Consider the following 22,216-nt stretch of genomic DNA (forward strand, 5'->3'; position numbering starts at 1 on the left):
GTCATCACCATCAACGGCGACTCCTACCGCACCAAATCCCGACGAGACCTCGTCACACACGACCAATAGACCAACCACAGGGGGTCAAAATTCAACCGTCGATAAGGGGTCAGATTTCAGCCGCCGTTGACACCCACAGGCACTGTTCATGCCAGGTCCTATCGATCTAGCTTACAAGGGCCTCCTCCAACGCTCGAAGAAACCCTGAGTGTCCGCGATGCCTCGGGAGTATCTGGCGTTCTCTCGGCCTGACGGCATCAATGGCACCAGTTGCCTGATGAGCCGCGTGCCACGTGTCAACGATAAGGTAGTCCGCTTTCTCGGCAAGGGACCTGAGGGGCTGAGTCGCGACCTTGTCATTGTTGCCCTTAACCTCAACGACTGCGCATAGACGCGAAAGTCGCTCTCGCAGGTAGCTCTCAGCGCGGGCCAAGAGAGAGTAGATTCCAACCAATTTACCGTCGAGCGCTGCCCACACATCCAACTCCTCCTGTGGGCAGTCAACCACCCTCGAAGGCAGACCAAAGTCCAACGCGAGACCTTCGACCTCTACACGTTGCCTCAATGTCAGACGATTTGTGTGGTGACGAACACCCTCGATGATTTGGGCTGCGGTAGACGCACGCTTGGATTCATCTGGGCAGGGAGCATCAACAATTGCCTCCAAAACGTTACTGGCCCAGTCGACGGCGTTCGGGGATGCGATTCGTTGCCACATAGCGAGCGTCTGGTCGAGAACCTCGCTGTACTCTTTGACAGTAGGCCCAGCAGCGAGCCAGGCCGCAACGAGGTCGAGATATGCGCTGCGTACCATTTCGCTGAAGTTCTCCTGCTCACAGAGCAGTGCGAGTACGACTTGGCCGAAGTCATTGGACTGGCCTCGTGCAAGAAGGTCGGCTGCTTCACTGCAGAGGATGTCAAGGCACGTGCGAAGTTGATCGGCGTTGGGTGATCCGGACGCCTCTAGGAGTGCGTCGCACACGTCGGCGAGTGATTGCGCCCCGATGACGGCCAATGGCTCCCACTTATCATGCTCATTCCGAAGAACTGCAGCACCATCGGCCCACCGAGTCGCACCCCCTAGGCGAGTGGCCCACTCAAGCCAGTCGGCGCACGAACCTGCGAGAAGTTGCTGTAGTTCTTCAAAGTCTCGTCGACCGCGCCGCGACAATTCGAGTTGACCCTGAGCGACGAGATCCTGAACCAACCGCAGGGTCTCCAGGCCGTGCTCCATTTCACCAGAATCGAGAACCGCTTCGAGAGCCAGTTCGGCGTAAACACGGTCGGGCTTCGATGCGAATGCGCGTATCACCTCGGCGAAGCGGCCTGCCCGAAAGGCCTCTCCCACAGGGTCGGCGGGTGGGGTATCACTCGGTTCAGGAACCGTTGGTTCTGGTGGAGTTGGCGTTCGCTCGTTGGCCGCCAGCGCCTCCAGGGCTGCTCGCTCTTCTGAACTTCCGGCACACTCGAGTACCTCGCGCTGCCAGTTCTCGTTACCCTCGGCGACGGCTGCCAGGAAAACGACGCTCCGACCTTCTGGTGTCGAAGGCCCTCGCACTGATCGCAACAAGGCGCCGTACGTCTCGAGTACGCCCTTCTCGCGGAACGCCCGTTGCGGCCCCCCGTGCTCAGGTGCTGCGAGTTCAGACCACCACACCATTCGAAGGAGCGTCTCCGATATTGCCCTTGGGCGACGCGCTTTTAGCAGTGCCCCGACATGCGGCATCGCCCGCATTTCCGCCCAGCGACCGAACGCTGCGAAGTACTCGATCTTGAGGTGGCGGGCATTCTCCGCGCTGACATGGCCGGTCAACAGAATCTGTTCAAGAATCGCACGCGCCGACTCGACATCCAGACCAATGAGAGCCAGACGAAAGTCTCGCAAGAGGTCACTATGGCTTGGCTTGAGTTCCAGGGCAACAGCACTGCGCCCACCCACCGACGCAACGAGGTCCTCCAAACGGGCCAACATCTCGCGGGCCTCGTCGTGGCGATGCGTCACCCTTCTCAAGAAAGCCGCCTTGACGAGGCCTGTTGCCTGCCAAGCCGCAGGAAGGTTCTTGTCGAGGTACTCCTGATCGACAGTTTGTACGAGAGCGACGCTTGGCCCGAGGAACGCTTGGACTACCTCTCGCCCTCGACGCTGGCCTTCGCCGTTCTCGCTGAACAGGTAGAAGCCGTTGGTCCAAGGAAGTATGAGCCATCCTCCGACACCAGGGTGGAATCGGGATAGCTGGGTATAGACCAACCCTTCGACGCGCTCGGCGAGTTCTCCGAATCTGGAGAGATCGCCAGTCAACGTGGCAACCACTTCGTCGACCGTCATAGTTCGCCTCCGAACCTGTCGAATGCGTCCATACGCGCCTGCGCGACGTACGCCTCATCTGTGCGAAGGTCTACTAGTTCCTCTCGAATCTGGATTCCGTTGAACGTAATGTTCATGCTGCCCGTGAGCGCAAAGTCGTCACCAGTAAGAGCCTTCGTGTGCAGATTGTTCGATGCATCGATAGACGTCGTGACCAAGCGTTCAACCCGCATGTCCTCCGCGAGCAATCGGAGGCGTTCAAGGAACCGCTTGTTGTGTTCGTCTGCCGTTGTTCCGACGACGACGTGAGTTCCGGACGATGCGAGCGCGACCAGTACCTCGGCCAGTCGGACCGGGCGCTTCCCAAACCGGATCAGAGGGCCGAATGTGCCCGCACTGTTGTCGATCAACTCGACGTCCGAAACCCACGGCGAAACAAGCCATAGACATCGGCTCGGTAGGCACAACTCGGCACTGAACAGGCCGGCAAGGAGATCTGCGGCCTCGCTTGCGCTGGCGTTCTGCGACTTTCGAATGACGCGATTCACCACGTCTCCTGGAGTCGGATGCTGGCTTCGAACGCGGTTCCTCGATCATGGATGCCGATGATCTCGGGGTAGCACCAGAGTGGGCCAACCTCGATCGGTGTGGTCTGGAGGTCGACAAGTGCGATACGCAGCGTTCGCCTACTGGGGATTGGCGCGCGCAGGACGAGTTCGCCCGCATCGCGGAGGCGTGCGTGTAGGTCGGACCGAATCTGGTCGGTCCAATGATCCAGAACAACCTCCTCAACCTTAGAGCGCCAGTGCCGTCTCAAGAGGACCACAACTCCGTCCAACGTACCCGAGTACGGATTGAACGAACGCGCTCCCCGTGCAGCGCGGCCCCATGGCCACAGCACGTTTGCCACCGCACGGACCCGTGTCGGTGCAGTCGGATCCGCCAGATGGAGGAATGTGTCGGCGACAGTCCGGTCAGCCAGAAGCGAGGCCAGCGTGCGTGGCTCGATGGCCAGGCCGCTTCGTTGTTCGGCCGCGTCGCGGATTGCGATCCATTCTCGAAGCTCCGCTAGGAAGTGTGGGTCAGCACCAGGTCCGGCGATACGCGTCGTGAGCGCAACTGTCGCAGTTCGATTCAAGCTGAGGGCAGCACTGGCAAGGGCGGCGTCGAGGGCCTCGGTTGCGAGTTTGACGCGGTCATGCCCAGATGCCCAGCTGGCCGCGAGTTCAGCGACGGCCTGGTGAACTGAGACGTCAGGGGATTCGATCACCGCCCGCAATTGACGGTCCAACAACTCGAGATCGGTAGGTTGGAGTACATCGGCAAGGGCGAGGTCGAGTCTGTCCGGCATCTCGATCATGTCGATGGCAATGGCTTCAATCTGACCAGTGCCACCAGGTGACTGCTCGGAGATGTAGAAGACGGTCCGGTCGGAGGGGTCCAGGTCGATGAGTAGGTCGTCGGCATCGACGCTTCGGCTGCTGGAGGAAAGTGCGTCCAGCAGTGTCTGGGCTGCGGCCAAGGTGAAGCGTGTTTGCGTCCATTCAAGCCATGCGACGGATCGCCTTGGGGCCCGAGACGCGAGTAGGTGATCCCTCAGCGCGGTGAGGATAGCGGCGTCACCGATGCACGCGGACAGGGTTCCTGGGTTAGATGGATTGAGGAGACCGAGAGTGACGGCCTCCTGCCTCAGGCGGTCTGCGAAGTCCTGCTCGAGGGGCGGCCCGATCCCCCAATCCCACTTCGCGGCTAGGGATTCGGCAGAATCCGACAGCCCGGACCGGTCGAACGTGGTGACGATAGCAGGGAAAGAGGGATCGACATCGATCAGGTACCGCATCCATTCAATTCGTTCGATCGGGGACGGGTCGTCGGCGAACGAGGGCATCTGTATCCGGCCAGCAAGGGCATCGGCGTAGATCTCCACACCGAGGGCGGCGCGCGCACTCTGCTCGCCCGTGCTGAATCGCATTTTGGTTGGCGTGGATTCTCCGTTCTGCCAGAGGACACCTTGGCCCGACTCTGCGAAGCGGACAACCCGCATCCCGCCACCCTGACTGTGCAGATGTGCGGTGAGCCGTTCGAAATAGCCAGAGGCGTTGCGCGCCAACGGCAACTTGGTACCTACTCCCAACGTGGTCGCGTTGAAGACCCAGTCGGCGCGCATAGACGACCCATCGCTGACATCGTTCTCAACCGATGCCAGATCCACATGTGTGGGCGCGAACACCTGAGTGATTCCCGAGGCGGTCGCCACATCATCGATCGGCAGCCCACCGTAGATTGCAACATCGACAAGATGGGTCCCGTCGGTGTCGATCGAGTCTGGCAAGGGGACCCAGTGACGCTTGTTACTAGCCCACACGCCAAAGTGTCGAGACACGTTGCCCGGGAGGAACTCTCGGATTGTGCGAAGGGCCGGGAGGTGCTCAATCACACTCTCGTTGCGCGCCCAAGGGACGTTCAACTCCACATCGGGGACTAGCAGGTCGTCGAACAGGTTGCCCGGCACGAAATCTCGGAGAGGGGTTCGTGTGCGAACTGAGGAGTCATCCGCAACTGGCCGTTCACCCGCCCATTGGTCACGAAGCCGACGCCGGAGTGTTGGGACTACCGCCGCGAGCAGGGGTCTTGGGGATTCCCACAGGATCTTGTCGAGCGTCACGTCACCAGCGAGACCTCCGCCGAGGGAAAGACTTCGGCGAAGGTGCCGAACAAGGGCGGCTCGCTCCGGCCCATCTCGAAGCACTGCACTCAGCAGATCGACCAATTTCTTCTGGCGCTCTTTGGTTATGGACTGCCATTTGAGGTCTCTGTTGAGGAGGTCGGCCGGTCCTGAACTGTCAGTCCAGGTCGAGGTTCGCCCGTAGTTCAGTCGCTGGGCGAGCCAGTCAAGCAAACTGTATACAGCCTGAATCCGAAGTACGTAAAGATTCTCGAGAGGCAGCGATCTAGGGGGAAGGACCGGACTGAAGAGTGCGTCGTAGGCATCCCACGCATCACGATCGCGGCCCCAGTCACTCAGGACCACCACAGTCCAGGGGCGAGTGGCGGGATTTCGGCCGGCCCGACCCTTACGCTGCAGGAATTGGGCGACGTCATGAGGAGCTTTATGCTGAAGGACCGCTCCAACACGGTCGTCGTCGAACCCTACCTCCAAACTTGCTGTGGCAACAATGATGTCCGCATCCGAGGCCACTCCGCTGTCTTGCGAACTTGTGCGCCCAATGCGCTTCTGTACATCACCGTCGACCTCATGTCCCAGGGACTCAGCTAGCCACCAGTATTGACCTTCCTGATCACGAAGAAGTGGGTCCTGTCTGCTGCCGGAGGTGAGTGCGCTTTGCCCGTGCGATCTCAGATGAGCCAGGGTGAGCGGTCTCGCGCCGCGCTTGACTTGCCCAGGCCAGGCCCAGCCCTCCGCGTCGAGCAAATCCCAATACAGCCTGTTGGTGCTATCGAGTTTGTCGGTGAAAACAAAAAGCCGACTCCCAATAATGCCTTCCGAATCGACGGGGGGATTAAATGGATTGACCGTCATCGGGTCGAGCGAACGCGACAGTTCCATCGCCGTCTGAATGGTCGTTGACAGAGTTCCGGTGTTGCCATGTGGGTTGTGGCGCAGCGCCAACAGGTATTCCGCACCCGATTCCTCAAGCTCCAGAGGATCTGGTTCGACGACGGATATCTGTCCGGCATCCAAGTTCACGAGAGAACCAAAGAAGTCGGCCGCGTCGGTCAGCGTTGCGGACAACCCTGCCAAAAGTGGTGTGTATTTCAGCGCATGACGAAGGCGGCGTAGGAGATACGCGTTCTGCGCCCCTGTGGTCCCCTCATAGGTGTGGACCTCGTCGAGCAGCACCGCACGAAGCGTGGCTGGGTTCAGCCCGAAGGCGCGGAGGTTTCCGGGCGACGCCAGTTGACGGTTCAGCGACTCCGTTGTGGTGAGCATGACGGTCGCGGGGTTCGAGCGCGCCGAGTCCCGCGTCAACCTCAGAATCTCCCCAGGAACCTCAGTACCGCAGTTGGTACAACGCAACAGTTCGTGGCCGTCCTGTAACTGCCGATCCGGCCAAATCATCCTCCCGTCTTCGCAGTCGTCACTTGGACACTGGAGAAAGGGACACTGGTAGCCGCCGGTGACCTTGCGCCAGGTATCCACTCTTCCATCGCGCACGAACTTGGCAGACCGCGGAGTCGAACCGAACCAGGTCGCGAGACTTACCGGGTTAGCAACAGGTCCGAGTGCTCGAAGGGCTAACGCGTACCCGACCAGAGTTCTCAATTGGTCTTTGAGCAGTTCGTTCCGTGGATACAGTGCGAGAGCAAGTACCGCCCGGTTGTCAGCGGTCTGGTCGCAGATCCATGCAAACATCGGCATGTAAAAGGCGAGAGTCTTGCCACTGCCGGTGCCGGCGGTGACCATGATTCCCGCCGCCTCAGAAGACTTCAGCCCCCCCAGTACCTGCCGGGTCGAACGGTGTTGAAACGCAGAGACATTTGATGGAACCAGATGTCGCAACGCAGCGAGGCCACTGGGTCCCAAGAGGTGCTGTACGGAGGATTCCAACTGCGACGCCGGAAGGTCTCGCCGAGGTCGGCGACGAGGCCGATGCAGGAATCGGTAGTCCAACACGAGCGGACGTCCCGAGAGGATCGCCTCGTTGCGGAACGCCTGACGCAGGGTTGCCAGCAGTCGGACCGTTTCCGCACTACGGGAGCGATAGCCACCTGAAGGAGTCTCGACAATCAGCCCAAGGTCGACGAGTCGATCCACAAGGGCGTCGGCGCCGGTGAAACTGCTCAGGACATTGAGTAGTTCGTCTCTTCGCCACTCGGCGCCCACTGCTCCCCAGGACAGGAGTTCCGCCTCACGGAGTTCGACTGTGGTGAGGGCGCTTTGAAGCACGTCAGTCATTTGATTCTTTCACTGGTGACCCGGCAACAATTCTGAAACGGTCGAGCGAGTTGTGGTTCGCGAGCCACTCGATCACGTCCGGCGTGAGGCTCTCGACGGGGGCGCCGCCGCGGGCAACAGCCGACAGGAACCGCCGAACAACTTCGGGTTTGAGCGAGGACTCCAGTTGACGTAAGAGTCTCACCGCTTTCGCTAGCGACTCGACAGACTGACTGGTCGGAAGCGACGTCCGGGACCTCTCTAGTTCTCCAAGCGTTCCACTCAAGTCCTGAGATACTTTTGCAATACCCTCCACGCCTGAGAGGGTCTCGGAGAGGGTGAGGAGGTCGCCGACATCACCGAGTTGCTTTGCCGCATACCTGTTCCAGTGTTCTTTCAGTGATTCGGCTAAACTCTTTCCGAACTTGTCCAACGACCGCTGAACACGACTCAACGGTCGCGAGTCGAGGGTTCGCATGGCTTCCTCGAGGTCCTTTGAAAGGTCGGGACTTGGCGCCATCCCCTCCCAGTTCAGCCCCCGGACCACGGATGCACTCTCGCTGAGGGCCTTGAACTCCGATAGGAACTTTCTCAAGTCCGTCTCGGACTCCCGCAGAAGTTCTGCCTGCTGCTGGGCTTCGCCGGCGTTGCGAGCAAGGCTCACGGCCTGGGCGGTCTCCTCAACCCATGAGACGTTCCCAAGGGTCTCGTTCATTCTTCACCTCCAGATGCAAACGACCGTGCGAGTGTTGACAATTCCGTCAGTTGCTTCCTCACCGAGGCTTCGAGCGTTGATACGTCGCCAGCGTTGGTACCGCTTCGCAGTGATTCCTTCTTTGTTTCGGCCATCACATACTTGACGAATTCAAGAGCTTCGGCGAGGCGCACTACTTCCCGGATCGACTTCTGCTGGCGGACCACAGTTCCGAGCTTTTCATCGTTTATCAAGAGCGCATCAGGCACAGGCGCATGATCGAGCACCTCAATGGCCTGGCGGAACTCGAGGAATTTGTCCGCGGGTCGAAAGAAGCTGCCGTCATCCCTTGCGGTTGCCCCGACGTCTGCAGCACTGCGGCCCACTTGTGCAGGCGTGTGTCCCTCGAGCAGGGTGAGAGCGACGGAATGAGCCTCCTTTGCCGAGGTGACACTATTCGGCAATGCTTCTTCAAGTGCGTCGAGCAGGAGGTCAGCGTTCTGAGCGATAGTCGGATCTACCGCCGATGCTGATGCTTGACGCAAGGCCGCTATCGGGTTCTCAAGGAAATCGGCAATAGCTTTGTCCAGTTCGCGCGGGTCCACCAACTGTGGCTGTCCCGTCTCTCCCTGGCGCACCGCGGCGAAGTCGCCGATCGATTCCTCGACCTTCAACGTGGCGACCACCCGTGCAGCAGCCGCGTCCGCGACTTGCCAGGCTGCGTCGGCTCGTACTCGCCCTTGAATACTCGCCGCTAGAACACCAGTTGCGGTTCCGAGTGACGCGATTTCCACACCGGAGGCAGCCAATGCGATCGCTCGAACTCCAATTGCCTGCTGTGCCAAGCGCGAACCTCCGGTCACCGCCAACATGCGGTCACGAACGGCGCCAGCCCACTCGTCCAACTTGGCCTCCAACTCAACCATTAGTTCCGCTGGTTCGTAGCCCTCGGGCCATTGCCATTTGGATCGCGATGTGTCGAAGTGACCATGATCACGGAGCCAGCGAGCTGCTACGAGGAGGCGTACGTCCTCCCGCGTCGGGTTGATCGTGAACCTGACGGACTTCGTTGCGTCCGCCGCGCGGCCCCGGGCACCTTCGATGTTGAACGAGGTAATGTTGAAGAGTTCCCTCAGAATTTCTTGTCCCCGACCTTTGAAGATGTGGACGAGGTACTGGTCTAAGCCCAACCTGTCGAGCACAAGGTCATGTAGTGCGCGCCTATACACATTTACGTCGTCTTCGGGAAGCCTTTCCCCGTTCTGCCACTGGAACAGAGGTAACAGAGGGTTCGGCAACGCCGTGGGACTTGGCCGCGGATGCGTTCCTTCTCCTTTCGGACCTGCTGGTGTCGGATTCGCAGCGCGTGCGTCTAAATTGAAGGCCTCCAGCACGCCCGCGCGCAGTGGGGACTCACCGCCCCAGATGACCAGAGCACGATAGTTGCGTTCGGGGTCCGAAGAAGGGTTCGCGGTTAGCAGAGCGTCTTTCGGCGTCCGCACTTTGAAATCAAACTGCTCGCGAGTCCTCGGGTGAGGGTAGGTGCCGAGCGCGATGTTTGCGTCAGCCTCCACCAGGATCTCTTCCACACTCAATTGAATGACGTCGCGCGGCGTGACTGGACGTCCTTCCCGCGCGGCTCTTTCCTTGGCCTCCGTATATGACCGCGTGAGTGCACGCTCGTTATAGGGGTAAAGTCCGACTTCGCCAAGTCCCTCGACGGCCACGGTGCCAAATGCCGAATGGCACTGGTCTCGGAATCGGCACGGTTGCCCCTGTTCTCTGCTATCGCACGCGTTGGCCATCCAGTCGGCGACGTCCCGTTCTCCCGATTCCGAGATCCAGCGGCGCTGAGTCTCTTCCCTTCCAACACGGACGAGGTTGAGATAGCGGCTTATGAACTGGGGCGGATGGGTAAGGGCTGACCCTCCAATATGAAACTCGTGCTCCACACGCGTGCGAACGGTTCGCTCCATGCGCCCGTATGCGCCGTCTGTTACCGCAAAGACAACACGAAGGGGAGCCAGTTCACTTCCCGGTTGAGTAACGAACTGGTCGTATAATTCGCCATCAACGAGCCCGAACTGTGCCAAATCCTCAAAGATGAGCACCAGGTCTTGACCCTGCGCCCGCAATGCCCTGCGAGACTCCCTGAACAGTGAATCCAGCGTGGAGCCGCCCGGCGAGCGCAAACCTACGGTCTTTGGCAACGCAACGCGAAGGGCGTCTTCGAGCAGGCGGAGGGCGTCGTCGGGTTGGCGCTGGATTACGGACCAAAGGTCGATCAACTCCCGATTGCGTTGGAGGGCGCTTCGGATACCGGCAACCTTAAGCGGAAGATCTTCGCGGGTGAAGATTTCGTCGTTATCATCGCGGCGCGATGTCTCGTCGAAGTACGACTTGACGAGTTGGCTGAGTCGTCCATCAGGCCGGAGTAGGGCCTGCTTTATTTGAGGTAAGTCGATTAGTGCAGCCAAGCCGTCCTCGCGACCGCCGGACGCCTCGTCCCTGAAACCAAGCATCGCATTTCGATCTTCGCGCTCGGCGGCCTCGCTCGCAGTCTCTCCGTCGAAAGCAGCCTGATCCTCGATGGTCCAGTTGAGCGCGACCTTGATTTCGTTGACCAGCCGTTCCTGAAATTCGCCGGGCCGAACATTCGAGATCGCTGCATCTACGCGATCCATGAGGTCGCTATCTCCGACCCCGGGAAGACCTTCGATTATCCGGCGGAGCAACTCGCGAAGGGTCTGAACTGCGCGCGGGACGTAGAGGACGTGGAACCGCGCGTCTGTTCGGTCCAAGTGGGAATGAACCCAGCGAACGACGTGGCTCTTGCCAGTCCCCGATCCCCCCGTAACAGCGATGAGAGTGTTCCTCTCCAAGTCACCGATGCGATCAGTCAGCGCGGCGAGTACCTGTGCTTCGCCGCTCCCAGCCGATCCGCTCTCAGGACCCTTGCGGTGTTCGAGTTCGACAGAAGTGTGTGCCGCCAGGAAGATCGCGTCAGCATCACCAGGCAGACCTCCGATGTCTGAGAAGACGGTTCTAGCAACGGACTTGGCGCTCCAGCAACGGAAGTTCGCCATAGAAGCTTCAGACACTTCGACTCCCGACTTTGATTCTGCCAATTTGGCGGAGCGTCGCACCCAGACCCATCGAGAGCACATTCGAAGCATCGTCGGAGGGTTCGAGTACGAGGACGCCTGATTTCTCGAGTTTCAATAGACCTAACACGACAGCGGGAGGCACCTCATCCCACGCACGCGCCGAGGGGAGTTGCGAGGTGAGGGCCGGCGAACCGAGAATCGGCAACCGCTCACGCAGGGACGCTAGCCACTCCCGGGCACTCCCCGATGCGGGCAGAGCACCCAGTTGATCGGCGATGGCAGTGGTGGCGTCGGGGATGACGACACCAGGTTTAGGCGAACTCGAGCGGCGAGCAAGGCCCAGGCTGGTAGCCCAGCGTTTGAAGGAGTTCCACTGCGTACTGTTCGTCACGCCATCGAACCCAAGCTTCTCGAACCAAGCCTCGGGCCCCCTGCCATGGTCTTCATCGAGCGGAGACAACGGATCGGCCTGCATAAAGAGTGTCATGACACGAACCAAGTCCGGAACGTTCTCCCGACCGGACACGGCGCCAAGCCCGTGCTCAGAGATCTTGCGCAACAAGTCTCCCCGAAATGCCGGCCACTGGTCACCCTCGCAATGAAACAACGACCCAACATGAGGCTCCACGTGCCAGTTGGATGACGCCTGGTCGCGGCCCAGCAGTCCGATCCCTTGTCCCACCGCCAGACTGTCCTTGAGGATAGGACCGGAGTTGTCGGCACCTGACCGAAGCAATTGAAGGGACTGCCGTAGGTCTTCCTCCGGACGTCCGTTTTCGTACCCACTAAGGTGGCGGCAGATTACAAACAGACCAGTTGCACTTGCCGTCAGGTTTCCTCGTAGGTAGTCCACCTTCATCGCCCCTTAACTAGTTCATAGGCTGTTGCTAGTGCCATCGCGGGGATGTCCCGCCCGACTCCCCGCCCACCAATCGCTATCGCCCTGGGCACCACGAGTATGTCGACGAGGGTTCTGCAGTCTTGAGTCAGACGGTCGGCTGCGCGTCTTCGCAGCCACAGACGCGAGACCTGCTGGTCTCTTCGAAAGACTGAGAGACTCGACACCGGGGTTAAGTCCAGCGGTGAGAGTGGTTCGTCGTCCCGGAAGGTCTCCTCGCTGTGTGGACTGGCTGGAACGTGTTCGATGCCGCCGAAGTGACGTACTCCTATCTTCGCGAGACCTGATGCGAGGGCAGGAATAAGTCCAGCCTCCTCAGTGTCATAGGTAAGCATTGCGCAACCATGAGTTCCTCTGGCGGTGTTGGCGAAGGATACAAGGTCAGCTGAGCCCTCGCCTTTCTCGACGGCCCATGACTGCGACGGAGCAGGCAGTGGGTCGCGGTGGCGCGCCAACTCACTGCGCCGACAGTCCGGACAGCGACCACAGCCCCCGATTGGCTCCATGAATTCCAATTGAGTGCCCCACGAAATCCATAACTCTGGGTCCGGCGTATACGCGTCAACAATGCATTCGCAGGCACCTAAGCGGCCCCGCGCGACGTCCTTGATGCGTTCGAGTGATTTCGATGATCGAGACATTTCGCGTTGTTGCCAATTGCGCCACGACTGATCCCAGAAGCCTGGAGTCCCGAGGAGGGCGGAGACTCGCTCGACGGCTGTCCAATCGGACAACTCGACGTCGTCTCGTTTCGTTAGTTCGCGGATGTCTTCGAGGTCGAACTGCTGTCGTTGTAGCTCGTTCAATTCGATGAGACCTTGGACGATTTGGGCGTTCCAGCGTCGATTGAAGTCGCCTCGGCCGACCGAACCCCGGGCGCCCTCGAGGTCTAGGAACGTTCGGCCACCGGAAATCTTGCGATGGGTCCACATGTCGTTCCAGCGCTCCTCAGCAATTGCAGGGGACAGGACCTTGACGCCCAGGCTGTCCGCTTCGCGATCATCGCCAGGGGCGGCCAGAAGGTAGGTGGCGCAAACGTCGCCGTCACGGCCGGCTCGTCCGAGTTCCTGATACCAGCGATCCACAGTCTCAGGGATGCAGGCGTGGACGATTGAGCGGATATGGGCGTAGTCGATTCCCAATCCGAAGGCGGAAGTGGCGACAACCAGATCTAGCGCGCGAACATCCTGTGCATCAGCCCGGATTCCTTGGAGGACGGTAGACCGATGGGCTGGTGTGCTTAAGCCGGTCACCGTTGCGACCCTGGAATAGCCCTCGGTCCGCAGCCTCTCCGCCCATTTCTCGGCCTTCTCCGGTTTCGTTACGTAGAGGACTGCGGGACGTGGGCAATTCGCGAGCGTCTCCAATACTCGGAGGTCACGTTCGTCCTGGTCGCTCGAATATGCGATCCAGATTTCCGGTTCACTCCGCAGTGCGTTCGCGACGATGGGACTGCAAGGACCTGGATCGCCGAAGAGGGTGAGCACGTCAGACATCTCGGCGCTGCCAAGCGTCGCGCTGAGGAGGAGGGTGACTGGACGGCCATGGCCCCCTGCTTCCGAGCACTGAAGTACAGCTCGCCTCAGGTCGGCGAGGGTGCGAAACTCAGGACGAAAGAACCTGCCCCACTGGGTTACAAGGTGCGCTTCGTCGACGACGAATCCTTTCAGGCGCCCGGTCGAGGCAGTGTCCAGCAGGGTCTGACGTAGGGCTCGTGTCATCGACTCCGGAGATGTCACTAGGATCGGCTGTCGACCGTCTGCAATCAGGGTCTTGAAGGCGGCCCGGGATGTTTCGTCGGTTGTGCCGGTCCATGCGAACTGAAGATTATCGACGCGGAATCGTTTGTTGTTCTTCAAACGTCGCGCGTAGTGCTCTTTGAACCTACGTTCGAAGTCATAGGCGAGTGCCACGGTCGGAACGACGATCACTGTGAGCCCGGTCTTGAAGCGATCGGACAGGCACAACGCGATTTCGGTTTTCCCGGATCCGGTGGGCAACATGGCGACGAGAGTTGACCCCTCGGGGGTGGTTACGACGGCCCGCGCGGCTGCACGCTGTCCCGGCGTCCGGTAGGTCTTGAAACCTGTGCTCTTCTCGAAAAACGGATCAGCCCGGAGTGAAGTGGCCTCAAATCTGCGCCCCTCCTCAGTGCCGGCGAGCGCTGCCGCATCGGGAGTGCCGCCATCTAGGTTGAGCCATTCGGGCCGCCAAGGCCGTGCGGTCCACATGTTCCCTGCACGTAGTCTCAGCCCAACCCGGTCAGCTACCGGGATGATTGACGTCGCAAGGTCGGGCGAGACCTCCACTGCTACATTTCGTCCGTCACGCAGGGACCATCGACGGAGAATCTGACGCAGCAGTACCGCTCGATCAAGGCCACTCGCGAGTGGGTCGTTCAACGCACTGACTACCCTCGCGTAGAGGTCATCGCTGAACTCCGGAGCAGCACCGCCCACCCTGAGGTACTCGATGAAGTTTTGCTCTTTCATTCGAACCAATCCTCCGGCCAAACCACGCACGCTCCGCAGGCCACAAGCCGAATGGACGGGCTTGCGATCCCGCGGGAGAGCGCCTCAGCGGCCTTTCGCTCCAACTCGAGTTCGATGCGCGCGGACTCTCGCTCGGGTCCGTTGAGCCGAACGGATCGTGCCTCGAGGATTGCGATTCGCCGGTCTGAATCGGCGCTCGCACGTTCTAGAGCGGCGCTCACCGACGCCGTGAGTTGCGCAGAAGATCTGACCTGTTCCCAGGCCGCGTCAGCACTTTCGGCGCACAGTCGTGACCACGAAGGAATCTCAGCGAGAACGGGAGCCCAGGTACGGCCGCGGAGGATCTCGTCGCGCTTAGAGTCGAAGGGAAGGTCAAGAATAGTGGTAACAAGATCCTGCGGCGCAGGACCATCAGCGTCGGTCCAGGTTTCTAGTCGCATCGGTTGGAGGTGCGCTTCGCCTCGGCGAGCCATGCGGGCGCGCGCAGGCCCTTCAGAAAGTACTGCTTGATCGGAGTCAAACTCGACGAGGAACTCAGAGTGAAGCCAGAGGGCAGGAGAACTCAGGCCAGCGGTAGGCCTCACTACAGCCGAGGCTCGGCCACGTTCATCAGCAAGAAGGTAGTCCTGAAGCCAATCGACCAACGGGTCACCGATCCGGAATGGCGAGACCCCTCGATTCTCGAGAGTGACTGCACGATCAAACGCCTTCGGCCGAAGGAGTCGTTCCAAACTAGCCACGTCGTCGAAACTCAGCCCGATCTCCCGAGCGTTGCCGAACTCAACTATTCCCCAAGATGATTCGTTCGGGTGTAGGGCAATCGAGCCCGCGCCGGTAGTCAGGCGTGCCACAGCTCCACGCAGGCCATCCATATTTTCCTCGTAGCCGATCAGTTCATCGAACGCCTCGTCATGGAAAACCGCTGCCGACTCAACCGACTCTAACTCTTCAAGCAGGTCGATACTATCGCGCTCGATCTCAAGCTCATCGCGAAGCGAAGCGACATCGATCCTTAGCGCATCGACACCGCCTTCGACCAAGTGATCAACGATATCGCTCAGCACGGTGGCCAAGAGTCGTTGAACAGTCGAGACCGAGCCATCGAAAACTCCAATGCCATCCCGCAACAACTCGACTTGCGCGGAAACCCAGGGACTCTGGGATTCTGTCAGCACAACTACTTCGGCAGGTTCGGGGCGCACCGCATAGCGGTCCAGGCGGCCAATACGCTGATCAAGGCGATTCACGTCAAGGGGCAAATCAAGGTTGACCAAAACCTCAGCCTCCTGGAGGTTCCGCCCTTCCTCCATCGAGTGATCCGCAAGAAGCACTGCGCCATCGTCCAAGCTCAAGAATCGGGCAACAGCGGCATCGCGATCACCAGGAGTCATGGAGTCGTAGTGCAGATAAATCATGCCGTCGTCCAGGTAGCCCTGCAGGATCTTCTCAAACTGCCCAAGCACGCTCGGAAAACTCGATGCCACGACTACGCGGTAGCCAGCTCCGACTCGTTCTCTGGCCACCTCCGCGACAGCCTTCAACCGTGCATCCAGGCCTGCCATCTCCAATCGAGCGATCGTCATTTCAAAGAGTGCACGATCTCCCTCGCCCAACCGGAGCCTGAGGTGGTCCCTCAACGCCATCGGCCCAGCAAGTCCATGAAGGACAGTCAGTGCGTATGCCGGGTCACCATCATCCAGGCGAATGCGGTAGGACTCTAGAAACTCATCCACGACGGCACGGGCCGGATCATCGCACTCGATATAGGTAGGAACCCGCCCTGCCACCGAGTACGCTTCAGTCAACTCACTCGAGCGGCGGTGCCGGATCATTCGTCGGCTGATCCGGTATATCTCTCGCACATAGTCTGCGAGGTTGGCCCACACCTGATCATGTGGATCATCCGTCCTCCTACACGCTGCGGCCATCCTCTGCACGTTCTCATCCTCGGCAAAGTCTGACTCGACGGTCTCGAGAACCGCACTCTTCTGTCGAAGACTGGCGCGACGAGTCGACAAGATTTGCACGTCGCCTGCACTTCGCTCACGCTCGTCAATCCGGCCTCGGAATGACCGCGCATCAACTCCTGCAAAGGCGACAGGGTCAACCAAGGCGAGTAGTCGTCTGAATATCTCTAACTCTCCGCGCATAGGAGTAGCCGAAAGTGCGATGAATCCATCGACTTGCCGGATTTGCTTCTCCAGTTCCGACCCCTCGAGCACGTAACGGAGTAGATTGTGAGCCTCATCGACGATTACAAGGTCGAAATATGCGAGACCTTCGCCATAATCGACCGCAATTTGGCCGACTGAACTGTGAGGCGCAACGGTCAATTGCGAGTTCCTGGTGAATATGTTGAGTCCAATCCGGTCACTTAGTTCTGTCTTCCACTGGCCACACAAAGTGTCGGGACACAACACCAATACACTGGTCTGCGGATTCTCCATGAGCACCTGCCGGATCACAATTCCGGCTTCTATCGTCTTGCCCAATCCAACTTCATCCGCGAAGAGGTAGCGCATCACTGGGTCCGCCAGAACACGTGCCGCGGTGTCGACTTGATGCTGGAAGAGGTCAATCGGTGCAGCGATGGCTGCCGAAAGCCCCCGACAGACCCTTCTCTGCTGCACTAGTTCCGAAAGCAATGCGGAGCGGGCCTCGTAGAACGTGGGCACCTCGCACAGTCCGTGAGCCACCGCGATAGCGGGGTCTTCAACGGGGCGCGGCCACCGTATCTTGAACTGATCCTGGTACAGCGTCAGTCCCCTACCCTGCCCTACCAATGTGACATGGTATCGCTGACCCGAAGCAGCAGACTTAATAACTCCAGCATGCCAGCCGTACGGATCTCCTCGGACCCAGATGCGCGTACCATTTGGTATCCGACTTTCGACTACCTCCAACCGAGAGACCACGACCTCGTGCTCTGCAATATCGGGGATGTCAACGTAAGAGAGAATAAGGTTGCCATCGCGTGCACCCTTGCAATACGCGTACCCCCAATCCTCGCGCAAGGCCCACCGCACCCACCTGCCTACATACCGAGAGCCGAGCGTCATTGGTCTACTCGGGGGTCCCACGACCGAAGAGGATGGGAGTCACGAGCGAGTGCCAGGGCCGCAACTTGACAAGACCGCTTCGGGCAAACACCAGAGACCCGCATGCCAACAGACCAGCTGGTGCAAAGGTAAGGCTGTTTCAAACACGTTCACGAGCACCACCCTATCGATATGGCCCGACAGAATCAGCCAACCCTGACTTGACCGATCCGGCGCGCCACGCGCCGCGCGCTATCGATGAGCAGATCGACAAAGCCGAGAACCGTCGACGGCAAGATCCCGGTCAATCGCAACCGGTTCGCCCCCTCAAAGCGCGGTCAGGAGTGTCAATCGTCAACTGGAGACCAAGACGACACGTTGGCCGACCGGATGGCGTGCGCCACCAAAATCGACTCGCCCACAGTACAGGGTTCATGCCGACGTCGACATAAGAGCGTGGTCACGTCGTACAGGCACAGCGCGCCGGTTACGGGTCCTAGATTCGATTGCGCGGCAGATGTTTTCGCCAGTTTCTGACGCCACGACGCACCGGCGTAGATGGGAAGGCGGCACTTCACCGTCGCGTACGACTCCGCTGTGACCTGACTTCGCTCATTCTGAGCAACACTGACATCCGGGAACTCGTAATCGGCAGCGGTCCTGCTCCGGATGCGGAGACCAGCGCGAGATCGAGTTGCTGCTGACCAGCGGCCAACCGATCAGCAGCTGCGGCCTTCAACGCCGCCACCTCGGCGGCGGTGTGTGCTGAGCCGATGCGCTCGATCTGGCGGGACCCACGACGGTTGGAGTACACGATCTGGACCGCCGTCGCCCCGATTGGTCTTCACCGTCCGCACAAACGCCATCCCAGCAGCCTAAGACGCCTGCCGTTAGTGTCCACTCTGACACCCAACGCCCCAGGTCACAGCCCCGCAATCCGCAGAATTACGGAATCTGAGCCAAGTCAGGTCTGATTTTAGGAACACGACACCAACGGCGACCAGCAGGAACGATGCCGGTCGACTGGACCTAAGCGCGACGCGCGGCAGGCGAAACACTGAAACACACCACAAACATCATGCTTCGGGCTCAAGTCGGTCAGTTGCGCACAGCACGAAGCAGGAGGTTTGTAAGCAACTTGACATCGTTTGGCGTATTCTGCAGTCCGTTCCACCGACGAAGATCGTCTGGGGCAAGTGACCACTGTCCACCACTCCATGCCGCAATTTGGTCGATACTCTTCATCTTCCGTTCAATCTCGGCGCGATCGAGATGATCAACGTGGTAGCCGTCAGTTAGCGTGTCCATTACATAGCCTAAGGACTGTATTCCAACACCATGTGTTAGTCGTGACTTCCTGGGCGCCAACGCCCACTCGTCTGGCCACGTCTCTCTAACAATCGACCAGAACATCTCAAGATGCGCAACCATCGTCGCTTCATCGCCCGATCCGTCAATTGGATCACGATATCGATAGAGGGCTCCTTCAAAGAGACTGTTCTCAATCATCTTTAGAACACTGTTGTCTTTGATGTATCCGTCCGGCGACGTAGGTGTTTGAATTCTCTCAAAGAAAGGGCCCTCAGGATTAAGGTTCAACTGGGTCATTACTGAGGCCGGCAATTTGCGCCGGGCATACTTGGGTGGCAAATATCCAGCCGAACCAGGAATCAATTCATGGATCAGGCCCTTAGGCAACGGCTTCGTGTTATTCACCAGAATAAACTGAGATCGTTGCTCATCATCGTCGGCCACAAATCCCACCGCGGCAATCGGGAATGATTCGACTTCTGCATCCCGAATAGCCGCCACGCGTTGCTGGCCGTCGACAAGTAGCGCCGGCTTATCGACACCGTCAACCCCGATGGGAATCTGAAGCTCCCCGACTGTCGCAAAATCCAGTACGCTGGCTGTTCGCGAAGGGCGGAAATGGACCTCACCGTTGAAGGCCACAACAACCGCATTAGGCAGCATCGCCCCGTCTGTTTCTATGTACCGCCGGATTGCGCGGATATGGCTGATTACTTCTGGTCGCTGATAACCAGCTAGTTCACCATCGCCGGCGCGCCCAATCCGCGATACAGCGGTGAAGTCCAAGAGCAATTTTCCATCAACTGCGAAGCTGTAGATCTCACGACTGCCTTGTTTTATTCGCAGCGCAGGCAGGCGTAAAATGCTTCGCTTAGTTCGACTCATTGCTTGACTCTCTCTAGTTTCATGGCAATCTTCCTTCGAAGTGTCGCTAAGTTGTGAAAGCCCCGGCGCTTGTTTCGCTCAGTACCTCGGAAGACTGCAATTTCTATTCCGTAGTCTGCACACAAACCGCACCGGCAAGTCCGCCACGGGGCCGCCTCAAGGGTTCTTCGGTATTGATCGGCATAAGATTTCTTCTTGGGCCCGATCACCAATCGTTCGTACGCAAGTACCGAATCTAATGCGGTTGCCATCCCAATCCGTCCGGAATCAAACTCTCGCAACGCCACGAGTGCATCCCGCTCTCCGGCCACGGCGTCAGCCTGCCGTACGCGGCCCGAAAGGATGGCCCGCTTGAGTGTCACGTTGCCTTCCACCTGAGGAACTCGGATCGCCGCGAATGTCGTATCAACGGTATGGTAGTTATCCCGTTCATCCATAAAGGCTTGCCGAAAAGCCGACGTGCTGTCAAAACTCGTTACGCCAAGAGATTTAAAGGTGTCAAAGTTATCGATTCTACTGATCCCAAGCAGATGAAGACTCGAGTCAATGGACCTAATATCGTCAATCGCTGACAGACAGTCCACGATATCGGGAGTGCGTAACGCGATCATTCCACCGAGTGCAATCCGCTGGTAGCCCATCCCCTGTAGCGCGGCGACACTTTCAGCATAGCTAGCCGGATCCCATCCTTGCGCAGCGCCAATTGGCTGCACGCTTGAGTTTCGCGCGCGCGTTTCATCCAAATATTTCTGAGCACATTCGAGTGTCATCTGCTGTCGTCGATACCAGTCGTCGGGCACCGCTTCTCCCGACTTAGAGTAGCCGAGAATAACGTGGTCCACGCTGACACCGGCATCAAAGCCGCACTCTTCGTAGAAATCCAGTACCTCAGCAATGCGATAGGGCGGCTCGGGCTCATTAGCATATGTGAAGGACCCACAGTCGCCCATTGTGGCTGTGCCTTCCGGCAGGCGAAAGAAGGCCCGCACGCCCATGCGATAGATCCTCTGCCGCTGAGGCATTGAGTATTTCCCCGCTCCTTGCACCGACCCATCAACCACGGCCTTCGACACAAGGACGCCATCGTAAGCTGGCTCATTCAGCACCTCATGTGCGTACCGATCGTCGCGTTGCCTAACGCGCAGCGGTGAGTACTCGTCATGGATGAAGTCGTAGGTGGGACTAACCAGGTCCTGACTATCCGGAAAGAAGAACTTCATCGAGAACTCGCACTCCTGGCATCAACATAAACTCGCGCCAGATAGTTCGATAAAGCCGATATGTGCCGAGGGGTATTCTGCAACTCGTTCCACGGAACTCCCATCTCGTCCCAGGTTCCACTTGTCCAATGACACCGGTCAGCAACACGCCGTATTTCAGCCCGCGCCACCGCCTCTGCCTCGGGCGATGAGATATCCACCTGCGCCATCACCCGGTCCATCAGCCGACTCATCGCTCTGATGCCCACACCTCCCATAAGTCGCGACTTGGTCGGGGGCTTTGCCCATGCGCCGGGAAAAGTGTCTCGGACGGCGGACCAGTAAATGAGCAGAAGCCGGCGAATGCTTTCTGTGTCCGTCGACCCCGTAGCCATGTTGCGATATGGGAAGAGAACACCCGCGGGTGACTCAAGTGACTCGCGAAGGGCCTCCACGAGACTTGTGTCGGTGACGACAGCCTGCTTCTTCGCCTCCTCATCCGTGGAGGCTCGCTTGATCAATCCCACGAAAGGTGATTCGGGGTCCATATTCAACATGTCGACCAAGGCAGATGGAAGGCGCTTTGCAGATAGCCTCGGCGACGGCGCAGCGACGACCTCCGGAAGCAACTCAGTGACCAGGTTGACCGGCAATGGAGCAACTGTGTTTACACGCAGAAACTGTTCCCGCTGCAACGCGAGGGTCGGGGCAACGAACCCTGCGATGGGTACTGGAAGACGCCGATTCTTAGACCGCGCGAGTGCGAGACTTCTCTGTTGCCCATCGACTATCCAAGCCGGCCGCGGTTGATCAGAGTCGTCCGGGAGCGGTATCTCCAATACGCCACTTATTGACAACCCGTCGGAAGCACCCGGGCCTCGACTTGACTTGAACTTCACAGTCTCGGGTAGCGCCAAGATGAGCCCATTGGGAAATAGGACATCCGTCGAATCCAGATATTGGAGAATCTGCCTCACGTGACTCTTACGTTCCGGCCTCTGATAGCCGATCAGACGCCCCGCGTCGTCACGCGATATTCGAGCAACATCAGCCACGAGATCAATTTCTTCCGCTGCAAGGGCAAAGAGGTACAGCGGCATTTCCGAGTTCTGATTCAAGCGCAGCGCGCGCCGTTCCAGCACCGACGTCACTTCAGGCCACCACTTCGTTGTGCAGGCGGTGGAACCGTCGTTGTTCGCACGCGCGTCCTGAGTCGCGCAACATCCTTAAGGCTCGGGTCGCCGATATGCCCGGTTCCTCGCGAATCACCACTCCTAGGAATCTGCGAACTTCGTCGTCGGACATCGTCATCCGGTCAAACACTTCGACTCGTCTGGATGTGCGAGCCCATGCTTGCCAATCGGCCCGGACTGCATCCGTGGTGAGTCGC

The 22,216-nt window shown here is 59.2% G+C and carries 11 protein-coding genes and 1 pseudogene; all 12 read right to left on the reverse strand.

Annotated elements, in window-relative coordinates; genetic code table 11:
• Positions 1-166: 166 nt before the first annotated feature.
• Positions 167-2,326, reverse strand: coding sequence for a protein DpdD (dpdD, locus tag ACWDTF_RS18900; RefSeq protein WP_449754846.1), 2,160 nt, complete (start codon positions 2,324-2,326; stop codon positions 167-169).
• Entirely contained in the window at positions 2,323-2,853 is a 531-nt protein-coding gene (gene dpdK, locus ACWDTF_RS18905; protein ID WP_449754847.1) for a phospholipase D-like domain-containing protein DpdK, read from the reverse strand. The genes dpdD and dpdK overlap by 4 nt, the downstream gene beginning before the upstream one ends.
• Positions 2,850-7,223: a protein DpdJ gene (gene dpdJ / locus ACWDTF_RS18910; protein ID WP_449754848.1), complete on the reverse strand. Its 4,374-nt coding sequence runs from the start codon at positions 7,221-7,223 to the stop codon at positions 2,850-2,852. The genes dpdK and dpdJ overlap by 4 nt, the downstream gene beginning before the upstream one ends.
• Positions 7,216-7,917: a hypothetical protein gene (locus tag ACWDTF_RS18915; RefSeq protein ID WP_449754849.1), complete on the reverse strand. Its 702-nt coding sequence runs from the start codon at positions 7,915-7,917 to the stop codon at positions 7,216-7,218. The genes dpdJ and ACWDTF_RS18915 overlap by 8 nt, the downstream gene beginning before the upstream one ends.
• Entirely contained in the window at positions 7,914-10,997 is a 3,084-nt protein-coding gene (locus ACWDTF_RS18920; RefSeq protein WP_449754850.1) for a hypothetical protein, read from the reverse strand. Before ACWDTF_RS18920 ends, ACWDTF_RS18915 begins: the two co-directional genes overlap by 4 nt.
• Entirely contained in the window at positions 10,990-11,862 is an 873-nt protein-coding gene (locus ACWDTF_RS18925) for a hypothetical protein (RefSeq protein ID WP_449754851.1), read from the reverse strand. The genes ACWDTF_RS18920 and ACWDTF_RS18925 overlap by 8 nt, the downstream gene beginning before the upstream one ends.
• Positions 11,859-14,393, reverse strand: a complete 2,535-nt coding sequence (gene dpdF / locus ACWDTF_RS18930; RefSeq protein WP_449754852.1) for a protein DpdF — start codon at positions 14,391-14,393, stop codon at positions 11,859-11,861. The genes ACWDTF_RS18925 and dpdF overlap by 4 nt, the downstream gene beginning before the upstream one ends.
• The gene (dpdE, locus tag ACWDTF_RS18935; RefSeq protein WP_449754853.1) at positions 14,390-17,452 is read right to left on the reverse strand and encodes a protein DpdE; all 3,063 of its coding nucleotides are present in this window, start codon (positions 17,450-17,452) and stop codon (positions 14,390-14,392) included. The genes dpdF and dpdE overlap by 4 nt, the downstream gene beginning before the upstream one ends.
• Before the next feature lie 431 nt (positions 17,453-17,883).
• Positions 17,884-18,297, reverse strand: a pseudogene (locus ACWDTF_RS18940) (IS1634 family transposase); the annotation flags it as partial.
• A 232-nt stretch (positions 18,298-18,529) separates the two neighbouring features.
• Positions 18,530-19,627 carry a DGQHR domain-containing protein DpdB gene (gene dbpB, locus ACWDTF_RS18945; RefSeq protein ID WP_449754854.1) on the reverse strand — a complete coding sequence of 366 codons (1,098 nt, stop codon included), beginning with the start codon at positions 19,625-19,627 and terminating at the stop codon, positions 18,530-18,532.
• Positions 19,624-20,847: a tRNA-guanine transglycosylase DpdA gene (dpdA, locus tag ACWDTF_RS18950; protein WP_449754855.1), complete on the reverse strand. Its 1,224-nt coding sequence runs from the start codon at positions 20,845-20,847 to the stop codon at positions 19,624-19,626. The genes dbpB (ACWDTF_RS18945) and dpdA overlap by 4 nt, the downstream gene beginning before the upstream one ends.
• Positions 20,844-21,977 (reverse strand): DGQHR domain-containing protein DpdB, encoded by a 1,134-nt coding sequence (gene dbpB, locus ACWDTF_RS18955; RefSeq protein ID WP_449754856.1) that lies wholly within the window; start codon positions 21,975-21,977, stop codon positions 20,844-20,846. The genes dpdA and dbpB (ACWDTF_RS18955) overlap by 4 nt, the downstream gene beginning before the upstream one ends.
• Between the last annotated feature and the right edge of the window lie 239 nt (positions 21,978-22,216).

Source organism: Gordonia sp. NPDC003422, assembly GCF_053588675.1.

Excerpts from the sequence above, each read along its gene's own strand:
- dpdD (WP_449754846.1), bottom strand. The coding sequence starts at position 2,326 with ATGACGGTCGACGAAGTGGTTGCCACGTTGACTGGCGATCTCTCCAGA.
- dpdJ (WP_449754848.1), bottom strand. The coding sequence starts at position 7,223 with ATGACTGACGTGCTTCAAAGCGCCCTCACCACAGTCGAACTCCGTGAG.
- ACWDTF_RS18915 (WP_449754849.1), bottom strand. The coding sequence starts at position 7,917 with ATGAACGAGACCCTTGGGAACGTCTCATGGGTTGAGGAGACCGCCCAG.
- ACWDTF_RS18925 (WP_449754851.1), bottom strand. The coding sequence starts at position 11,862 with ATGAAGGTGGACTACCTACGAGGAAACCTGACGGCAAGTGCAACTGGT.
- dpdF (WP_449754852.1), bottom strand. The coding sequence starts at position 14,393 with ATGAAAGAGCAAAACTTCATCGAGTACCTCAGGGTGGGCGGTGCTGCT.
- dpdE (WP_449754853.1), bottom strand. The coding sequence starts at position 17,452 with ATGACGCTCGGCTCTCGGTATGTAGGCAGGTGGGTGCGGTGGGCCTTG.
- dbpB (WP_449754854.1), bottom strand. The coding sequence starts at position 19,627 with ATGAGTCGAACTAAGCGAAGCATTTTACGCCTGCCTGCGCTGCGAATA.
- dpdA (WP_449754855.1), bottom strand. The coding sequence starts at position 20,847 with ATGAAGTTCTTCTTTCCGGATAGTCAGGACCTGGTTAGTCCCACCTAC.